Annotated in this window: 21 protein-coding genes and 1 rRNA gene; 1 reads left to right on the top strand and 21 read right to left on the bottom strand. The window is 37.3% G+C overall.

The window, feature by feature from the left end:
• From veg to metG, 7 genes are all read right to left on the bottom strand, one after another.
• Complete coding sequence (gene veg / locus JOE23_RS16875; RefSeq protein WP_204440460.1) at positions 1-267, bottom strand: biofilm formation stimulator Veg; 267 nt, start codon at positions 265-267, stop codon at positions 1-3.
• 195 nt (positions 268-462) lie between these two features.
• Positions 463-1335 (bottom strand): sporulation peptidase YabG, encoded by an 873-nt coding sequence (gene yabG / locus JOE23_RS16870; protein WP_204440458.1) that lies wholly within the window; start codon positions 1333-1335, stop codon positions 463-465.
• A gap of 198 nt (positions 1336-1533) precedes the next feature.
• Complete coding sequence (rsmA, locus tag JOE23_RS16865; protein ID WP_204440449.1) at positions 1534-2406, bottom strand: 16S rRNA (adenine(1518)-N(6)/adenine(1519)-N(6))-dimethyltransferase RsmA; 873 nt, start codon at positions 2404-2406, stop codon at positions 1534-1536.
• Positions 2399-2959, bottom strand: a complete 561-nt coding sequence (gene rnmV / locus JOE23_RS16860; RefSeq protein WP_204440447.1) for a ribonuclease M5 — start codon at positions 2957-2959, stop codon at positions 2399-2401. Before rnmV ends, rsmA begins: the two co-directional genes overlap by 8 nt.
• 395 nt (positions 2960-3354) lie before the next feature.
• A complete protein-coding gene (locus tag JOE23_RS16855) occupies positions 3355-4563 on the bottom strand; it encodes a G5 and 3D domain-containing protein (protein ID WP_204440444.1) in 1209 nt (402 codons plus the stop codon).
• Positions 4564-4774: 211 nt separating this feature from the next.
• Positions 4775-5542, bottom strand: a complete 768-nt coding sequence (locus JOE23_RS16850; protein WP_204440436.1) for a TatD family hydrolase — start codon at positions 5540-5542, stop codon at positions 4775-4777.
• Between the two features lie 206 nt (positions 5543-5748).
• Positions 5749-7695, bottom strand: a complete 1947-nt coding sequence (gene metG / locus JOE23_RS16845) for a methionine--tRNA ligase (RefSeq protein WP_204440435.1) — start codon at positions 7693-7695, stop codon at positions 5749-5751.
• 383 nt (positions 7696-8078) lie between these two features.
• On the opposite strand from metG, the gene JOE23_RS16840 reads away from it, so the two are divergent.
• Entirely contained in the window at positions 8079-8357 is a 279-nt protein-coding gene (locus JOE23_RS16840) for an AbrB/MazE/SpoVT family DNA-binding domain-containing protein (protein ID WP_017470355.1), read from the top strand.
• Positions 8358-8485: 128 nt separating this feature from the next.
• On the opposite strand, the gene rsmI is transcribed toward JOE23_RS16840, so the two are convergent.
• From rsmI to rrf, 14 genes are all read right to left on the bottom strand, one after another.
• On the bottom strand, positions 8486-9358 hold the full coding sequence (rsmI, locus tag JOE23_RS16835) for a 16S rRNA (cytidine(1402)-2'-O)-methyltransferase (RefSeq protein ID WP_204440433.1): 873 nt from the start codon (positions 9356-9358) through the stop codon (positions 8486-8488).
• Positions 9321-9623 (bottom strand): GIY-YIG nuclease family protein, encoded by a 303-nt coding sequence (locus JOE23_RS16830; RefSeq protein WP_204440431.1) that lies wholly within the window; start codon positions 9621-9623, stop codon positions 9321-9323. Before JOE23_RS16830 ends, rsmI begins: the two co-directional genes overlap by 38 nt.
• Positions 9613-10350, bottom strand: coding sequence for a tRNA1(Val) (adenine(37)-N6)-methyltransferase (locus JOE23_RS16825; protein WP_204440429.1), 738 nt, complete (start codon positions 10348-10350; stop codon positions 9613-9615). The genes JOE23_RS16830 and JOE23_RS16825 overlap by 11 nt, the downstream gene beginning before the upstream one ends.
• A 326-nt stretch (positions 10351-10676) precedes the next feature.
• Positions 10677-12602: an endonuclease MutS2 gene (locus JOE23_RS16820; protein WP_204440427.1), complete on the bottom strand. Its 1926-nt coding sequence runs from the start codon at positions 12600-12602 to the stop codon at positions 10677-10679.
• A 984-nt stretch (positions 12603-13586) separates the two neighbouring features.
• Positions 13587-13928 (bottom strand): DNA replication initiation control protein YabA, encoded by a 342-nt coding sequence (gene yabA / locus JOE23_RS16815; protein WP_204440514.1) that lies wholly within the window; start codon positions 13926-13928, stop codon positions 13587-13589.
• Positions 13929-13948: 20 nt separating this feature from the next.
• Entirely contained in the window at positions 13949-14776 is an 828-nt protein-coding gene (locus JOE23_RS16810) for a PSP1 domain-containing protein (RefSeq protein ID WP_204440420.1), read from the bottom strand.
• A 6-nt stretch (positions 14777-14782) separates the two neighbouring features.
• Positions 14783-15769, bottom strand: a complete 987-nt coding sequence (gene holB / locus JOE23_RS16805; RefSeq protein WP_204440418.1) for a DNA polymerase III subunit delta' — start codon at positions 15767-15769, stop codon at positions 14783-14785.
• Between the two features lie 197 nt (positions 15770-15966).
• Entirely contained in the window at positions 15967-16407 is a 441-nt protein-coding gene (locus JOE23_RS16800) for a DUF327 family protein (RefSeq protein WP_204440416.1), read from the bottom strand.
• 23 nt (positions 16408-16430) lie between these two features.
• Positions 16431-16760, bottom strand: a complete 330-nt coding sequence (locus JOE23_RS16795; RefSeq protein ID WP_204440414.1) for a cyclic-di-AMP receptor — start codon at positions 16758-16760, stop codon at positions 16431-16433.
• A gap of 26 nt (positions 16761-16786) precedes the next feature.
• The gene (gene tmk / locus JOE23_RS16790; protein WP_204440412.1) at positions 16787-17416 is read right to left on the bottom strand and encodes a dTMP kinase; all 630 of its coding nucleotides are present in this window, start codon (positions 17414-17416) and stop codon (positions 16787-16789) included.
• A 3-nt stretch (positions 17417-17419) separates the two neighbouring features.
• Positions 17420-17638 carry an Orn/Lys/Arg family decarboxylase gene (locus JOE23_RS16785; RefSeq protein WP_204440410.1) on the bottom strand — a complete coding sequence of 73 codons (219 nt, stop codon included), beginning with the start codon at positions 17636-17638 and terminating at the stop codon, positions 17420-17422.
• Positions 17639-18083: 445 nt separating this feature from the next.
• Positions 18084-18230 (bottom strand): hypothetical protein, encoded by a 147-nt coding sequence (locus JOE23_RS16780; protein ID WP_204440408.1) that lies wholly within the window; start codon positions 18228-18230, stop codon positions 18084-18086.
• 68 nt (positions 18231-18298) lie between these two features.
• Positions 18299-18472, bottom strand: coding sequence for a sigma factor G inhibitor Gin (locus JOE23_RS16775; RefSeq protein WP_204440406.1), 174 nt, complete (start codon positions 18470-18472; stop codon positions 18299-18301).
• A 159-nt stretch (positions 18473-18631) separates the two neighbouring features.
• Positions 18632-18746 (bottom strand): 5S ribosomal RNA (rrf, locus tag JOE23_RS16770).
• Between the last annotated feature and the right edge of the window lie 9 nt (positions 18747-18755).

The following is an 18755-nucleotide window of genomic DNA, read 5'->3' as shown; positions in this document are numbered from 1 at the left end:
TTACTGCTCTCCAACCGCTATCTTATTTCTTTCTTCAATGAAGTTTAATTCCACAGTTTCCGTTAAGATGTCTGCGTAGCTATAGGAAACACGTTCAAATGCATTCTCACTTTGATCCAAAGCTACAATGAAAACTGCTGGATAAGTTTCTGCAAGCGTGCCATAACGCTCTACCGTCTTTTTTCTTCCGCCATTCGCAATAAGCTGCAGGCGTTTGCCAATCTGACCATCTAGAACTCGTTTAATTTCAACTAACGTTTTTGCCACTATACCCCACCTCACTTCATTCATTATAGCATGGACCAATAAATTAGTCAATAAAATATTTTATTATAACAGTAATACGTTTTATTTGTCAATAAATTATTTTATCCGGCAGTACCATAATTTAATCCGATATCTCATGAACTGTTAGTATTATGGCTTTGTTTAGCTTGTTTATACAAATTTGTTACAATAATTTTATTTTTCAGCACCCTCCTCTTCCAGGTAAGGCATTCCTGTCCGTAAAAACCCCCGCGTCTCAATCCCCCCTAAACCTTTTTCTCCAGTAAGCGTATTGCGCAATACCTCTGATACCATTACTTTGTCCATAAATGAAGTATAAGCGAGTTTGGCAGTAATATATACGGGGTCTAAAGCATGAATATTGATACGAGATGGAGAGCTAGCAAAGTTTGCTCCCGCACGAATAAGCGATTGAAAATAAGATTGACAGGCACCAGCAAAAATAACAAGTTGATCCAAATTGGATTCAATTCGCCTTGCCTCTCTAACAGCTTCAACAAAATAACGAGAATGACGATATGCCTTTAGATCATTTTTATCTCCCTTTTTTTCTGAAAATGCATCGTGTCCAGTAATTACAACGATATCGGGTTGTATCCGCTGAATCAGTCCTGCTATTTCTAACGGCATCTCTGCCTCTTCAATATATAAACCATGAACTTGCAAACCTATTCGTTTATATAAGTCAATACATTTCTTTAAATAGTGGCGATCACCATCAAGGTGTAACACACGAGCTGGTAATTGAAAAAAATCAACTTGATCTGTATATCCCTCTGTGCTTTCATAATTGCGTTTTTCTTTCATAAGCTGATAATCTTGTTTAAATAACCGAAAAGAGTAATCAAGCTGTTCTTTTTCTTGTTTTTCATGTGTCAATATATCTCGCTCACTCGCTTTAACCAAATCGGTAATCGGTGCATCCGCTTCTAAACGCAAGTCCTCCCCGTGTAGTATTGCATCCTGCTCTTTTAATGCAGAAATGCGAAATAAAATATCATGTTGATGGGACGTTCTTGTCACAAGGTCACCAACAATAAACGTCATGCTCTCTTCCCCCTTCCACCTTAACAATAGCCTATGTAAAAGGTTAAATGGGTGTGAAAAAAGCTCCGATATCATCTGGCGTGAATATCGAAGCTAGTACTGATATATTATAATAATCGAAGGCTTGGCCTTATTAAATTCCAATAAAACAAACTTCAATCAGCGGAGGTTTTACGGACGGTTATTTGTGATAAATTATTAGGTCGTAAACTGATTAGCTAAGTGAGCGAATTCAGTAATGGATAACGATTCTGCACGTCGTGTTCCATCAATACCTGCACTTCTAAGTTTTGCTTCTATTGCATCCTTATCATAACGACCTTTAAAGTGTCGGGATAAATTATTTCGCAATGTCTTACGTCTTTGCCCAAAGCTTGCCTGAACAAGGGCAAAAAAGGACGATTCATCTTCAACATGTACGGCTGGTTCCTCCCTATAGGTTAAATGGAGTACAGAAGAATCCACATTAGGTTGAGGCATGAAAACCGTCTTCGGAACATTTAAAACAACCTGAGCAGTTGCATAGTACTGTATGGCAATTGATAACGACCCATAGCTTTTACTATTAGGTTGTGCTGCCATTCGGTCAGCTACTTCTTTTTGGATCATGACCGTTATGCTTTCTAGAGGCAAGTGTGCCATCAGTAATTTTGTAATGATGGGTGTGGTTACATAATACGGCAAGTTGGCAACTAATTTGAGGCGCTGATTTGGCTTAAAGTGTTGCGTAATGATCTTTTGTAGATCGGCTTTTAACACATCATGATAAACAATAGAAATATTACTATAATCTGCTAAGGTATCTGATAGAATCGGCGCTAAGCGTTGGTCAATTTCAAACGCTAGAACATTTTCTGAATGAAGCGCTAATTGTTCAGTTAATGCACCCATCCCTGGACCAATTTCTATTGCTCCTGTATCTTTAGTAACCCCTGCCGCTTTAAGTATATTCGTTAAAACATTAACATCAATAATAAAATTTTGGCCTAAACTTTTCTTAAAAGTAAAGCCATATTTGGCTAAATACATCTTGGTTTGGCTAGGCGTTGCAATCGCCTTATCTCTACTCATCATTTTCCTCCTGCATAATCACGTTCATCTGATCGGCTATTTGCTCTGTTGTAATATTAAACATTTGTAGCCTTTTTAATAATTGCTTTCCATTAGCATACCCTAACCTTAATCGTTCGGTTAACTTCTCTCTTCTAGCTTTAGCTCGAACACCACCAATTAACCCAAAATCAATTAGATCTTCTCTTGATATATCGGTTGGCTGTTCTTGATCGAGTTCATAAACGGCTGCTAACGCTTGTTTAATCGTGTCTGCAGATGCGTGCTCTATACCAATGCCCTTGTCGTGTTTAGCTCTTGCTTCCTGCTTGGTTAAAAATGCATGCTTGCAACCCGGCACCGCATCTGACACAATATGCCGAATTCTTTGACCAGGATAATCGGGATCTGTAAATATAATGACCCCTCGCTTTTCATGGGCATGTTTAATTTGATTAAGCGTCGAACGATTGATTGCCGAGCCGTTTGTTTCAATTGTATCTGCATTTAACACTTGTTTTATTTTAGCTGTATCATCTTTTCCTTCAACTACAATAATTTCTTTTATACGCACCCATTTAACCTCCGTTAACTTGATAACTTATTCATTATAGTATAAGTTTCCTTTTAACTAAAGTGCAAGCACCGTTGTTATAATCACAAATTTATTAATAGCTAGCATAATGAAACGAAACTTCAATCCGCGGGCGGAGCGCTACAGGATGTAGGTCATGCAGACGTTGCCACAGGACGTGGCGGTCTTAGTCTGTCATCCTTCTTAAAGATGTGGCGGTTTTAGTCTACGATCTTACCAGCCCACCGATGATTCGTTGAGTGAATCAGGACATTAGCGACCATTATCACCCACCTCAATAGATTTGCCACTGTTCTCTAGTTTGAGGCAGGCTTTACGGACGGTTATCTGTGATAAAAAGCCTGTTAATGCTTATGCATCAACAGGCTCGACCATTAATCTATAATTTCTACTTTCACAGTTCGTCTTCCAAAGCGTCGCGCTTCTTCACTTGAAGACATGTGCAAATCAATTTTATTACCGGCTATTGCACCACCAGTATCTCTTGCTACAGCATACCCGTAGCCTTCAATATATAGCTTTGTTCCTAATGGAATAACGCTTGGATCAACAGCTACAACACCTTCAGGATTAGCTTTCAAGTTATAACCAGTTGATGTTAACCCACGACCATCACATGATCCGCAGTTCCAATTATATGCGGTTGCTTCCATCGTCATTGTATTGGAGCCTGACGTACTACTCTGCTTAGAATCATTATTACTGCGTGAAACTGTCTCTTGAATAACCTTCGTTCCTACTGCAATAATACGTTGCTCACTTTCTTTTTTTACCTCTTCATTGACAAGCTCTCGGTCTACTTCTTCACCGTTTTCAATCGTTACACGATATTCTTTTTCAACCAGCCCTTCAGAACCCGATTCCACCACTTCTTCTGTTCCTTTTTCAAGAGAATCATCATTGCGTCGAACTGTAGAGTAATCGGTTGTTTCTTCTACAACATCCGTTATTTCTTCAACACGGGTAATACGAACCTTCATATCTTCTGTTATGGTTTCGTCTTCCTCAGGCTCAAGGCGATCTAGCTCATCTAATTCAATTGACTCTGCTTCTAGTAGCTCAGACACGGTTTCTTCTGTGGTCCAAACCTGTTCTTCTTCATCTGCATCCTCAATGATCACTTGAACAGCTTGATCCAAGACAATCGTTAAATCGTCCTCAATCAAATCAGAAGCATCAACATTTAATTGGTCATGTTCTCCTACCTCTACCCCAATATTGTCGAGAAAATCCGCCACTGTTTCTTCTGTTGTATGATACACGGTTCTTTCTCCATCAATCTCTAGGGTCAAAGCTTGTGCTTCTTTATAAACAATTTGCATTTCTGCTTCTATTGCTGCATCTAAATCATGTGATAATTCATCATACTCGCTTATCTCTATCTCTAACTCTTCTAACAGATCCCCAACTGTCTGTGCGCGTGTTTCGATGGTATCTGTTTCATTATTGTAGGTAAATTGAATTTCCGCCTTTGTCACTTCTAAAGCAACAAATCCTGTTACAAGAATAAGTGCGATTACAGTAATAATAGGTATAATGACTTTGTTTCTTAATCCTGGCAATAGCTTTGTTTTTAAATCCATGCTTATTTGCCTCCTTTTTGTAGCGCGAGTGTATTATATAAACTTACAAAAAGGATGTCAAACAGGGATTTTCACAATATTACAGGGATAAACCTCTTTATATCAAGGGTTGTAATCATTCAACTCCTACTTATTTCACATACATTAAAAAAAGGTTACACAGTAGGACTTTCGTTACATTCCCGTAATATATCCTATTTTTTTACTTTGTTTAATCCAATCTGAAGAGGTGATGAGCATTCGTTGTTGTCGCCCTTCCTACCTCATCTCTCGTCATCTCTCTTAGCTCTGCAATTTGATCGGCTACTAAAGTTACATAAGCAGGTTCATTACGCTTACCTCGATTAGGATGGGGTGCCAAAAACGGACAATCTGTTTCTATCAGTAGCCGATCAATGGGCACGATTTTTGCCACTTCTTTTGGCAATTTTGCATTTTTAAACGTCACCGGACCACCTAAAGAAATATAAAAATTCATCTCTAAACAAGCCTGGACATATTCAGGGCCATCATTATAGCAATGCATAATTCCTCCTATTGTCTCCGCTTGCTCTTCTTGTAAGATGGACACAATGTCTTCTGTTGCCTCTCGGTTATGAATGATAATAGGTAAATCTACTTTTTTCGCTAATTGAATTTGTTTTCGAAAAACGTCTTGCTGAACGTGTTTTGGTGATTTATCCCAATGATAATCAAGTCCCATTTCCCCTAAAGCTACGACTTTTGGATGTGAAGCAAGTGTTTCTAACCATTGTAACTCCTCACTTGTAAAATCAATAGCATCAACAGGGTGCCAACCCACTGCTGCATAAATAAAATCATATTGTTCAGCTAACTTTATCGCTTTCGGTATCGTATCATGATCAAATCCAACGACCACCATCTCTGTCACACCTGCTTCTATAGCACGTTGAATAACAGCTTCTCGATCTTCGTTAAAATGATCGACATTTAAATGTACATGGGTATCAAATAACATTAATAAACCTCCTCAATAATATCAACACAAAGTAAATGCCTTCTTCTTTTATCAATTAAGGTGCCTTGTCCACTTTCCTTATAAGCGTATCAGTGGAAAAAAGAGAATAATGAGATAGGAAAATCCGAACAATTAATGTCTGATTGCACACCGCTTCAGATTGTTCGGATTCTCTTTTTTCTATTTCGTTATGTTCAATCTTGTTTTTATTTTACTACAGATCCATTTGGTAGAGTAGGATCATATACTGTTGTTAATGATAAGTTACCCTCTGAATCTTCTCCAGTTAAGATCATCCCTTGAGATAATTCTCCACGTAGTTTAACAGGTTTGAGGTTGGCTACACAAATCACTTTTTTACCCATTAAATCATTGGGTTGATAAAAGTCGGCAATGCCAGAAACAATTTGCCTTTTTTCAGTACCTAAGTCCACATAAATCTTTAATAGTTTATCTGCTTTCTTTATTTTTTCAACTTTAATAATTTCAGCAACACGCATGTCTAATTTGAGAAATTCATCAAAGTTGATTTCTTCTTTCGTCGGCTCAACCTTTTTTTCTGGTTCAGGTTTTTTCATCATATCTTTAATAACGGCTGTCTCCTCTTCCACATCAAGTCTTGGAAAAATGGGCGCTTCTTTCATTAATTCTGTACCTGCTGGGATAGCCCCTAATTCCCTTGAACTTTCCCACGTTTTATATTGAGCGCCTGATATACCTAATTGTTTAAAGATGGCCTCCGGTGTTTCCGTTAAGAACGGTTGCAACAACACCGCTATTCGACGGAGAGCATCAGCTAGATGAGCCATAACATTGCCAAGTCGCTCTTTTTTACTTTCTTCCTTAGCCAATAACCAAGGCTGTGTTTCATCAATATATTTGTTCGTCCTACTAATATATTGCCAAATCGAAGAAAGAGCTATACTGAATTCCATCTTCTCCATCGCGTTTTCAACGCGATTAACCGTGTCCTCGGCAAAAGACTCGAGTTGCTCGTCATACACATCTTCAGCCTTCTTAAATGCAGGCAAGTTACCAGCAAAATATTTATCAATCATAGCCACCGTACGATTAAGCAAATTACCTAAATCGTTTGCGAGATCATAGTTAACACGATCAACAAAGCCTTCAGGCGTAAAGACACCGTCAGAGCCAAATGGTACTTCTCGTAATAAATAGTAGCGAAGTGCATCTAAACCATAGCGATCTGTTAAGGATATCGGATCAACGACATTGCCTTTCGATTTAGACATTTTTCCATCTTTCATTAAAATCCAGCCATGAGCAAAGACTTGCTTAGGTAGTGGTAAATCTAAAGCCATAAGCATAATTGGCCAGTAAATCGTATGGAAACGGACAATTTCTTTACTCATTAGATGAACATCTGCTGGCCAATATTTTTGATAACGTTGATTATCGTCACTACCATAACCTAATGCGGTAATATAATTTGACAATGCATCGATCCAAACATAAATGACATGCTTAGCGTCACCAGGTACTTTGACGCCCCAGTCAAAAGTTGTTCGGGATACTGCCAAATCTTCTAAGCCTGGTTTAATAAAATTGTTAATCATTTCATTTTTTCGACTTTCTGGTTGAATAAAATGTGGGTTTTTCTCATAGAAATCAAGCAAACGATCAACATATTTACTCATTTTAAAGAAATACGACTCTTCTTTTACCTTTTCTACCGGTCCACCACAATCCGGGCAATTCCCTGACTCAAGCTGCCTTTCTGTAAAGAAAGACTCACAAGAGGTACAATACCATCCTTCATATTGGTCAAGATAAATATCACCTTGCTTAACAAGCTGAGCAAAGATTTTCTCAACCACTTGTTTATGGCGATCCTCAGTTGTTCGAATAAAATCAACATAGGAGATATCCAATTTGTCCCACAAGGTCTTAATTCCACTAACAATATCATCGACATATTCTTGTGGCGTGATCCCCTTCTCATCCGCTTTCTTCTGAATCTTCTGGCCATGTTCATCCGTACCTGTCAAATACATGACATCATAACCACGCAATCGTTTATAACGAGCCATTGCATCACCAGCAACTGTCGTATAAGCATGACCAATATGTAAGTTACCGCTTGGATAATAAATCGGCGTGGTAATATAAAAAGTCTTCTTTTTCTCTGACATGTTCTATTTCCTCCTTGTATCCATTCAAGTCAAATGCTTTGTTTAATGTAATATAACGTATTTCTTTATATTGTAGCGTTTTTAATATTATTTTTCCATCTATAATCTCTATTTGGTTTTTCTTATTTCCTTACATCTTTTCCAACTCAAAGTGATTTAATCATTAGTTAGATAATAGATAAAGCAACGTTAGTATGTTTAATTTGTATGGTTATTAGGAAAAATAAGTTTAAATAACGAAAACAAACACCCTATTGTTTATTTTTTTTCCTTAGATGCTATATTTTTTGGAATTTTTTAATTGACACTTATAGAAATTACTGGTATATTCAAAATAGGTATTGTCGAAATATGCCGAAATTATATTAAAGGGGAGATTTTTAATGAAATCTACAGGTATTGTACGTAAAGTTGATGAATTAGGACGTGTCGTTATTCCAATCGAATTACGCCGTACATTAGGTATCGCAGAAAAAGATGCTTTGGAGATTTATGTCGATGACGAACGTATTATCTTGCAAAAATATAAACCAAGCATGACTTGCCAAGTGACTGGTGAAATTTCTGATGATAACCTATCTCTTGCTGACGGCAAACTCGTCTTAAGCCCTGAGGGAGCTAAGGCACTAGTTGAAGAGATCAACAAGAACCTTAACAAATAGCGAATAAAAAGAGGCGTTAATTATAGCGCCTCTTTTTATATTATATCAAAAAATGCCAAATTATGTTGAGAAAGGACGTTTTTTGATATCATAAATCCGGATATGATACATTAATCCCGAGTTAAATACTATTCAACATGATAACTTTGATAAACGTCTCTCTTCGGCACCCCACGGTCTTTTGCCACTTGCTTTATTGCCATTTTACTCGGTAACTGATCTGCTTTTATATAATGTTCAACATGTTGGTTAATCGTCAAATCTTCCCACCAATTACTTTCTTCATTAACTAGATTTTGACTTCCCTCAATAATGATACAAAATTCACCTTTAAGCGTTCCATGTTCAACCCATTCAAGCACTTGATCAACCGTACCTCTCACATATTCTTCAAAACGTTTTGTTAATTCACGTGCAATTGCTATTCGTCGATTTCCTAAATAACGTTGAATATCTTCTAGTGTCATCGTTAAGCGATGCGGCGATTCATAAAGAATGATGGTGCTTTGTTGTTGATATAAAGATAGGAAAGCTTCTTTACGTTCTTTATTCTTCCTTGGTAAAAAGCCATAAAAATAAAAATGATCTGTGCGAAGGCCAGACCCTACGAGTGCACACAGTGCCGCATTGGCTCCAGGTAATACCACAACGGGGATGTCTTGCTCAATAGCTGCTTGAACGAGCGGCGTACCGGGGTCAGATATAGCTGGCATGCCTGCATCACTTACAAGTGCAATTGATTTCCCTTCATTTAAGCTTGTAACCAATGTATCTATCTTCGTTAATTGACTATGTTCGTGGTAGCTAATAAGCGGACAGTGAATGTCAAAGTGTGTAAGTAGCTTCTTGGTGTGCCTTGTATCCTCTGCTGCAATTAAATCTACTTTTTTTAATGTATTCAATGCCCGGATGGTTATATCCTCCAAGTTTCCAATCGGTGTCGGTACCACATATAAAACACCTTCAGTAGGTTCTATCTGATAACTCTTCTGCTTCTGCACTACACTCACCCACTTTTTTCATCTGTATAAGTTGTTCTTTTTCATCCCTAGATAGTTGCTTTATACGATATTCCATTTGCATTGCTAATGTTTTGCTTTCAAACTGCTCTTGATAACGCAAACGAAAGGGAGCTCTTCCCCTTGTATATTTAGCACCTTTGCCTTGCTCATGCATCCGTAGCCGTTTTGATAAATTATTGGTATATCCGGTATAAAGTGAACCATCTTTACATTCCAGTATGTAGACAATATGTTCAGTAGACAAGTGCTCTCAACTCCTCTGTATAACGACCGTCTTCATTAAAAACATAGAGAGGCGGTAACAGTTTCAAATCAGCCTTTCCATCTCGACTCGCCTCAATCAATAAGATATTCGCTTCTTTTCCTTTTTTAGGATAAACAAACCTTATTTTTTTGGGCTCAAGTTTATAGTGGCGCATCCATGTTAATATATCCACCAACCTTCCCGGACGATGGACCATCGCTACCTTTCCACCTGACTTCACTAATTGACTGCATACCTTAATCACTTGTTCTAAAGAGGTTAGGATCTCATGACGTGCGATGGTTAAATAGTCATTTTTATTTAGATGCTCTTCATGTTTTGTTTGAAAGTATGGAGGATTGACCGTGACTAAATCAAATTTATCGTTACCAAATCGACCGGGCATATATTTTAAATCATCATGTAACATTTTAATTTGTTCTTGCTTCTGATTATGCTGTATACTTCTTTCTGCCATATCAAACAAACGCGCCTGAATTTCTACCCCGATAATCGGCACCGTAGTAGATTTGCTCATTAATAACGGAATTACCCCATTACCACTACAAAGATCAATAATTTTACCCTTTCGTAATGGAACCGCAGCAAAATCAGCTAATAAAACGGCATCAATTGAGTAAGAAAAGACGGTTTGACTCTGAATAATTTGCATTGATTGATCTGTAAAAAGAAAGTCTAATCTTTCATCCTCATATAATTTTACCATGTTATCCTCCAAAACGACTTTGCCTCACCGAATTTACAGTAACCACATCACCTTTAGACTGAAAAATGAAGATGACCATGATCAAGCATGTCGGTGTGTGTACAATTTGTTTTCCTTATCATACGATTTAGCTTAAGTGCAAGCTATCTCATTGTATCATATGCTTTTGACTTCGCGATAGTTGCGTTTATCGATAAACATTTCTCGGGATCACTAGGCATTGATGCCTTCGTAATCCCGTTCAGTCAAGGCTAAAGTTGATACCGCAGTTCGCTTGAGGCATGGATACGGAGTGGATAGCTGCATTTAACAAATAATTGAGAAGTTTAATCCTCTGTTTCTAACCATACGTCAGCAACATATTTCCTATCTAAATCTTTCTTCGTCTTTCGATAGGATTTACTTTTAAAAATAATATCAAAATCGTAATCATCTGGGTAAAGTGCTTTTGCTGGGATTAAAAGCTTAAGTCGCTTATGATTAATCTTTTGTTTTTCTCCTTTAATCTGCACAATATAATTACCCATTTGATCTGGACCTTGATAGACAATCGCTGTTTCACCGGTTGCTAGGATAGTCACATTATCACCTTGGGAGAATAACGTAACCTGTTCGTTTTTTCTTTTCTTCTTCTCACCAGCATGGCGGTTGATCACCATTTGACGTGCAAACTTTTCTTCATTCAGCTCTGTTTCAGTAAGACGAATCTTATAATTTCCACGCTCACCATAAGTTAAGAGGTGTGCTTGCTCAATCAAGTTGGGATGAAGACCAAGCTTAAACGCAATTTCAAACGCTTGACTCTGACCGGTTTCACCAAGCAAAAGTTGATAGGTAGGCTTTAGCGTTTCGAGATCAAATGCCATTGCGGCGTTAATAAAACCATTCGTTTGATCAGCAAAGCTTTTCACCTCACTGTAATGCGTGGTCGCAAGTATGGTCGCACCTTTTTTAAACAGTTGCTCTAAAATAGTAATAGCTAAACCCATTCCTTCACCAGGATCAGTTCCTGAACCTAACTCATCTAGCAAAACCAGCGAACGGTCATTTGCTTGCTTAAGGATACTAATAATCGAAACAAGGCGTGAACTGAACGTACTCAAATTATCTTCAATACTCTGCCCATCGCCTATATCAACAAGGACGTGTTGAAAAATAGCAACTTCACTTCCTGCCTCAGCAGGGATAAGTAATCCCGCTTGAGCCATCACCGTTAATAAGCCAATCGTTTTAATGGTAACGGTTTTACCACCTGTATTGGGACCCGTAATAACAAGTGCTCGCTCTGTCTCACCAAAAGCTATTGATAAAGGTACAGCCGTATCGCCTAATGATGGATGTTTCGCCTTATTTAGCCGAATCGTTTGGTCAGTTGAAAGCTTAGGTTTTGTCGCATTGATGTGAAGACAGTATTTCGCCTTAGCAAAAATGACATCATAATTAAACATCACTTCAATTGCTGTGTGAAAGTCTGTCTCAAATTCAAGTATTGCTGCTGTTAATTCAAAAAGAATTCGTTCCACCTCTGTTTGTTCAGATAACTGTAACAGGTTGATCTCCTCTTGAATGCCACCTAACTCGGCTGGTTCAATAAATAACGTCGCACCAGATGCAGATTGATCAAGAATCGTCCCCTTAACCTTTGTTCGATGCTCTTTTTTTACGGCTAGTACATAGTGCCCGTTTCGCTCCGTGACGGTTCTTTCTTGTAAAAAAGAGGCATATTTATTCCCTTTTGCTAATTGAGTAATACGATCCTTTAGTCGATCCTTTAATACGTTCATTTGTCTTCTTAAATAGCTCAACTCTTTTGAAGCATAATCATCGACCTGACCATGACGGATCGTTTTAACCATTTGCGCCTCAATAGTGGAAAAGTCCTCTATTGAACCAACAAAGCTACTAATTATAGGAGCTACCCATTGTTTGTTATTCATAAATTGCTTGAGCTTGTGACAATGATCTAAAAATGATAAACAGCGCTCGATTTGATCAGGCCTTATAAACAAACCTTTATGTGCTTGTGCTAGTATTTGGGTAAGCTCATCGACTGTATGGATCGGCACACTCGTACTTATTCTTAAAATTTCAATTGCTTCTTCAATTTCCTCCATTGATTGCATGATCCAACTTTTATTTTGACTCGGCTTCAAATTTAGCAATGCTTGTTTCGCACGTTCTGTATGTGCGTAATTCGCTAGTTTCTCTACTACATCAGCATAGCCTAACTTCGTTAAATCCTCTGTTTGCATTCCATTATTTCCTCCTTTACTTCATTCCAAAGAGCTTGACACTGTAATTGATTGCCCATAGCTTGGTTCAAAAAGTTAGAAGGGATTATCCAAATTTAGGGCGTTCACCCTACAATCAAACGGATAATATTTTGGAACAAAAAAACCACTATGAACAATCGTTCACAGCGGTCTTATTTACTTAAGTATAGACCTATCCCAATCTGGATTGGCTTCTACTATAATATAAAAGACGTTATCTACCATAAACGTGTTCTTAACTACTTGCAATGCCATAGCAAATAAAACGTCCAAAAGACGTCTTTTTAAAGAATCACCTGAGGGGATTCCTTTATCTACTATTTAGGTAAAAGCATTCAAGTTATCCAATTGGTTGGATTAGTTAAGAACCACCAGATACATAAACATTCTCCTTGTACATGTAAATTTCATACACCTATACTATATGTAACACCGTGAAAAAAGTCAACCTTGATCAATGAAATTGTTTTGTAATAACTAATATAATTTCCAAAAACAAACTACCACAAATCCGTTAACATTAATTAAGGAAGCACTGCTAACAGCTATGATCTACATCTTTTAACCTTATATATGCGAAAAGAGCCTAGGACAAAAGAGTAACAAGATAAGAAAAATCCGAACATTAATGTCTGATACATATAGCGCTTCGGTAAAACACTTCGCTTTCCGTGGGCACGGCTTCGGCTAACTGTGTGAAGAAGTACACTTCACACAGTGGATCCTCAGCCCGTGCTATTCCCACAGGATAAGGAAAGCATCCTCGATCATACATCGCACGAAGAAAATCGTTCTTTATTTTCGAGGAGTCTACGTGTTTTTCCTACGCTTGTTCAGAATGTTCGGATACGCCATTTCATTATTTAGTTATGTTCCACCCTCCCTAAGTGTGATGTTATACGTGAATTTTTTACATCTTTTGCTTGTAGTGAGCTACAAACAACGCCTTATTAAATTAACCCGTTATTTTGTCTTGTTTAAAAATAATAAACAAAACAAACAGTCCTCATCTTGTCGCGGACTTCCAAAGTGGACATTGCATATATGAAAGCCCTCTTCATATAAGCGGGCTAAATTATCATAGCCTTCACCAACTTTATCGTCATCATGCTTAACACTCATTTCTCCCTCTTGTTGAATTCCCTTTTCTAGACGCTGACGCAAGTGATGATTTTCATGTGACAATCGATGATTTTCTTCTAATAACTCACTTAAGTGTGTTTTCAGATCACCTAATTGTTGGTAAAGTTGACCAATCTGCTCTTCCATATCAGATACTTGTTCGAACACTTCTTTTCTATTCATGTTCATGTCACTTCACCTCATCATTCTGTGGTTTGCAAATTAACAACACCTTGGTCAATTAGTTCATCCAATGTGTACTCGACAACACGTTCTTTTTCTGGGATCTCCACTTGAATAACGCGTTCTAATATATTTAGACCAACTACCTTTCCCTTACCAATTGGTGTTTGAATCGATTCACCCAAATCTGGTAGTTGTTTTTTTGCTTCTTCATAATCGTCATTTTCATACTTCAAACAACACATGAGTCGACCGCATAGTCCAGATATTTTGGCTGGATTTAGCGATAAGTTCTGGTCTTTTGCCATCTTAATAGAAACCGGTTCGAAGTCTCCTAGAAACGTAGAACAGCATAACATCCGTCCACAAGGACCAATACCACCAAGTAATTTAGCTTCATCTCGAACACCTATTTGTCGTAATTCTATTCTAGTTTTAAAGATTGCTGCTAAATCTTTTACTAATGTTCTAAAATCAACCCGACCATCAGCTGTAAAGTAAAAAATGACTTTGTTTCGGTCAAATGTATATTCAACATCAACCAAATTCATATCAAGCTGATGTTCAGCAATCTTATCTACACAAACACGATAAGCCTTATTAGCATTTTCTTGATTCTCTGTTACCGTAAGCTTGTCCTTTGTGTTGGCCAAACGAATGACTTTCTTTAGTGGCAAGACAACATCTTCTTCATCAACACATTTATTTGCAATGACTACCTTACCAAACTCTATACCTCTTGCTGTTTCTACAATGACGTACGCATCCTTAACAATCTTAAGTTGATCAGGATCGAAATAATATATCTTACCCGCTTTTTTAAAACGGACACCTATAACTTCTATCATCTATTGTCACCTCTGCATCTGCAGTGTTAGCTGCTCCATTACTAAAGTTGGATGAACATTTTGAGCAATATGACGCTTTGCTTCCATAATTGCATATAAGATCTCTGTTGTATCTTTTCGCGACCAAACCCATCTCCCTTTTTCAAGCTCTGATAAATAGGCTCGAAAAACAATAGCTGCTTGTTGATCAATGTGTAAATAAATAAGGTCTTTAAACCAATACATTAAAAGATCTAAACCCATTTCGAGTTGGTCTCGATTAGAAAAGTGATCCATCCATTGTTTCTGAATAAACCATAATGTTTCATCTTGTTTAGTCTGGAGTGTGCTTATCAATTGTACCACTAACTTTCGCGCCTGCGCAAACCACTCATCTTGATCTAACGCCTTAGCGGCTTCAAGGTTATTTGTTAGCACAGCAAATAAACGAGCATTGTCTGCTATAACGTCACTTGCCTCTAATTCTTGTTGGATTATTAAAGGAGATAATGGCTTTAAAGCAATCACTTGGCACCTTGATTTTATAGTATCCAATATATTTTGACTATTTTCAGTCATTAAAATAGCCGTGGTTTGTCTGTTCGGCTCTTCTAAAAATTTTAATAGGCGATTTGCTGCATTCATTGTCATTTGATCAGCCTGCGAGATAAGATAAGCTTTTTGATTGGACTCTAACCCCGTATAGGTAAACTCTTTTTGCAAATGGGCAATTTGCTCTTTTTTTATTGAGGATCCATCTGGTTTAATCCAATGCACATCAGGATGGTTCCCTGAATTAATTCTTAAACAATCTTTACATTTTTCACAGGGATTTTCCCCTACACGCTCTTTACAAAAAAGACTTTTGGCCAACAAATGCCCTATTTCTTCCTTTCCGGCGCCTGAGTCGCCGTGAATCAGGTAAGCATGTGCTGTTCGGTTTCTAATCAGCATTTGTTTTAACATCTCAACAGCAACAGGTTGTTTGTATGCTAAATCAGTCCAACTTTTCATTGTGTACACCCTTAATAATTTTTATCGTTTAAGTCCATTACTTAAAAACGCTCTTTTTACCTGCCTTATCCTTAGGGAGTTTCATTCCTACTTAGTATTCTACCCGATACTTTACTAACGTGTAAAAAAAGTGCGAAATCAACGTATTGATTTGCACTCTACCGTTGCTATGCCTATTCTAGCATAAGCTTACCTTCTTATGAATATAAATTAATTAATAAACCTTTTATTTCACCGATAACATCAAGCATATCTATAGAACGTTTTTCTTTTTCTAAAATAGATTCCGTTAAGGTTAATAATTTTTCATCAATTTGTTTAACAATGGTCAACCGGCGACTATGTCCATGCATACTAAAACTATGTGAATGTGTTAAATCTAGGCCAAATCCGACTGCTTCTTTAATAAATTCTTTAACCATTCGCTTATACTTTGCTAACTCCCTAATGGTTCGATAACGTGCCAATTTTTCGCTTTGCCGTGTAATATCCTTCATTAGCTGTTCTAGTTCATAACCTTGAAGCTTCTGTGCTTGAGTGCTCACCATAGCTTCAAAGCTCAATCCCTTGGTAGCCTGGATTTGTTGACTTATTTTAGTTGGTTCGACTTGAGATCGTATGTCTTTATTAATCTTCACAGCACCGTGCTCCTTTAATCAATTTAAAACTGGTAGAAACTCTCGACAGGTACAACAAAAACAGTTGCTCCACCAACTTCAATATTTATAGGCTGTGGAATATAGGAATCCGCATTACCACCCATTGGAGAAATGGGGGCAACCATTTGTTCACGTTGACTTGAATTATCTTTAATAATTGCTAAGGCTTCATCAACGGATTCATCTTGACAACCAATCATTAATGTTGTATTTCCTTCTTTTAAAAAGCCACCTGTAGTCGATAACTTTGTTGTTTTATAATCTTTTCCCCCCAATGCATCAATTAATCGATTACTATCCTTATCTTCCACCACAGCTAAGATTAATTTCATTTTTCCGCCTCCTCAAAAATTTAATATCATTTATTTAAATGCCGTAAGATCTCTTTATAAGTTAAATCAATCACTTCATTTAATGTTAATTGAGCATTAATGGTCTGAATGCGACTGGGAAAACGTTCTTTTATTAACTGGTAACCTTGATAAACAGCTTGGTGAAAAGATAAGTCTTCTAAATCTAAACGATTCTGTTCTCGGCCTTTATTTGCTGCAATTCGCTCTAATCCTTTGCTGGGAGGGATATCAAAAAACAACGTAAGATCAGGCATAAATTGATCAATAGCAAAGCGATTAATCTCATAGATATGATCAATACCTAATCCTCTTGCATAGCCTTGATAAACTAAACTACTGTCAATAAAACGATCACATAAAACAATATTCCCCTCTAATAAAGCTGGTTTAATTCTTTCAATAAGATGCTGTCGCCTTGCAGCGGCATAAAGTAGGGCCTCTGTACGGGCATCCATTTCCGTATGCGTGCGATCCAAGATTAACTCACGAATCTTTTCAGCAATCTGAATTCCTCCAGGTTCCCGCGTTGTCAGGACAGGATATCCTTCTTCAATTAATTGATTGGCAACACTATTTAAAACAGAGGTTTTTCCAGCTCCTTCTCCACCTTCAAACGTTATAAACTGACCTACCACTATCTATTCTCCTTTAAAAACAAATAGACCTTCTGCAATATTAGATTGCTGAAAATTTGTTTCTTGTTTAATTAAATACGCTATATAATCAATGTGTATTTGCTTAATACATTCACCTTTCAATAAGATCGGAATGCCCGGCGGATACGGTATAACATCTTCTGCTGCTACAGTACCTTCAGCATGTTTCCAATAGCAAAAGGATTGTTCTAGCTGTTTCATGTGACTATCCGAATAACCTGTATATTCGTCCTCACTATAAAGAAGCTTTTGCTCTATTGTAGCATGTTTTCTAGAAAAACTTAATGTGTTATTACTTTTTCTACAACCTCCCTAAATATTAAGCTCTTTAAAAGGAGCTAACCCATGAACTCAAACATATGACGATCTGTTGGAAATTCAGGATAAATACCTTGCTCTTCAAAACATTTAACAATATCTTTAGTATGAAATTGTCATCGCCAAGTAATACCGTATTTAAGGGGTCAATATCTGCTTCAAGAGGTAATAATCGCCAAACCGAAGTATTCGATAATCGTTTTCTTACTTCAATTACTGATTGCTGTATCGTTTATATTTGATGATTCGATAGATTTGCTAAGAAAAAACACGCGAAATCAAACTTGCTAATATTAAATATAAAATTGCAACATAGATAAATATTTCTTTATCCATTTACTATCACGGCTTCAGACCCAATGTGTAAATATGCGACCATTGTTAATACAGAAGCATCTGCACTTAAACTGATCACTGAAGAAGGGGGATTCTTTAATCGAAAAGTGAACACCGTGGCTTCATCAATTAATACCATTATCCCCCTTAACATGCGAAAAGCATAAAATAAAATCTCATATCGTTATTGATATGAGATAACTCTATTTAACTATTTATTGCTTGTTGATGCAGTTTCTTTAATTTATTAACAAAAAAGCGATAATTAGGATCCTCGGGCTCTGTATTTAACAGCTTTTGCTCACAAACTTCACATACAAATAAATGATAGATGAAAATACCTTTTTCTTTATTATTGTCACAAATACTACACTGATGCATAAGCACCACCTCCACCATGTAGTATTGTCTTAATCAATAAACTCTATACATCTAATACTCTAATTTTCAGCCAATCGCTAGTCATATTCAACTTTTAATAGACTTCCTTATATATGAAAGAAGCTACCTCACGTTTAGAGATAGCTTCTTTTCTAAATTGCTTAGCGACGTCCTACTCTCGCAGGGGGAATCCCCAACTACCATCGGCGCTGAAGAGCTTAACGGCTGTGTTCGGCATGGGAACAGGTGTGACCTCTTCGCTATTGTCACTAGGCCTACGCAT

The sequence above is a fragment of the Amphibacillus cookii genome, assembly GCF_016908375.1.
Lineage (GTDB): Bacteria > Bacillota > Bacilli > Bacillales > Amphibacillaceae > Amphibacillus_C > Amphibacillus_C cookii.
This window is presented reverse-complemented; position numbering and strand designations above follow the sequence as displayed.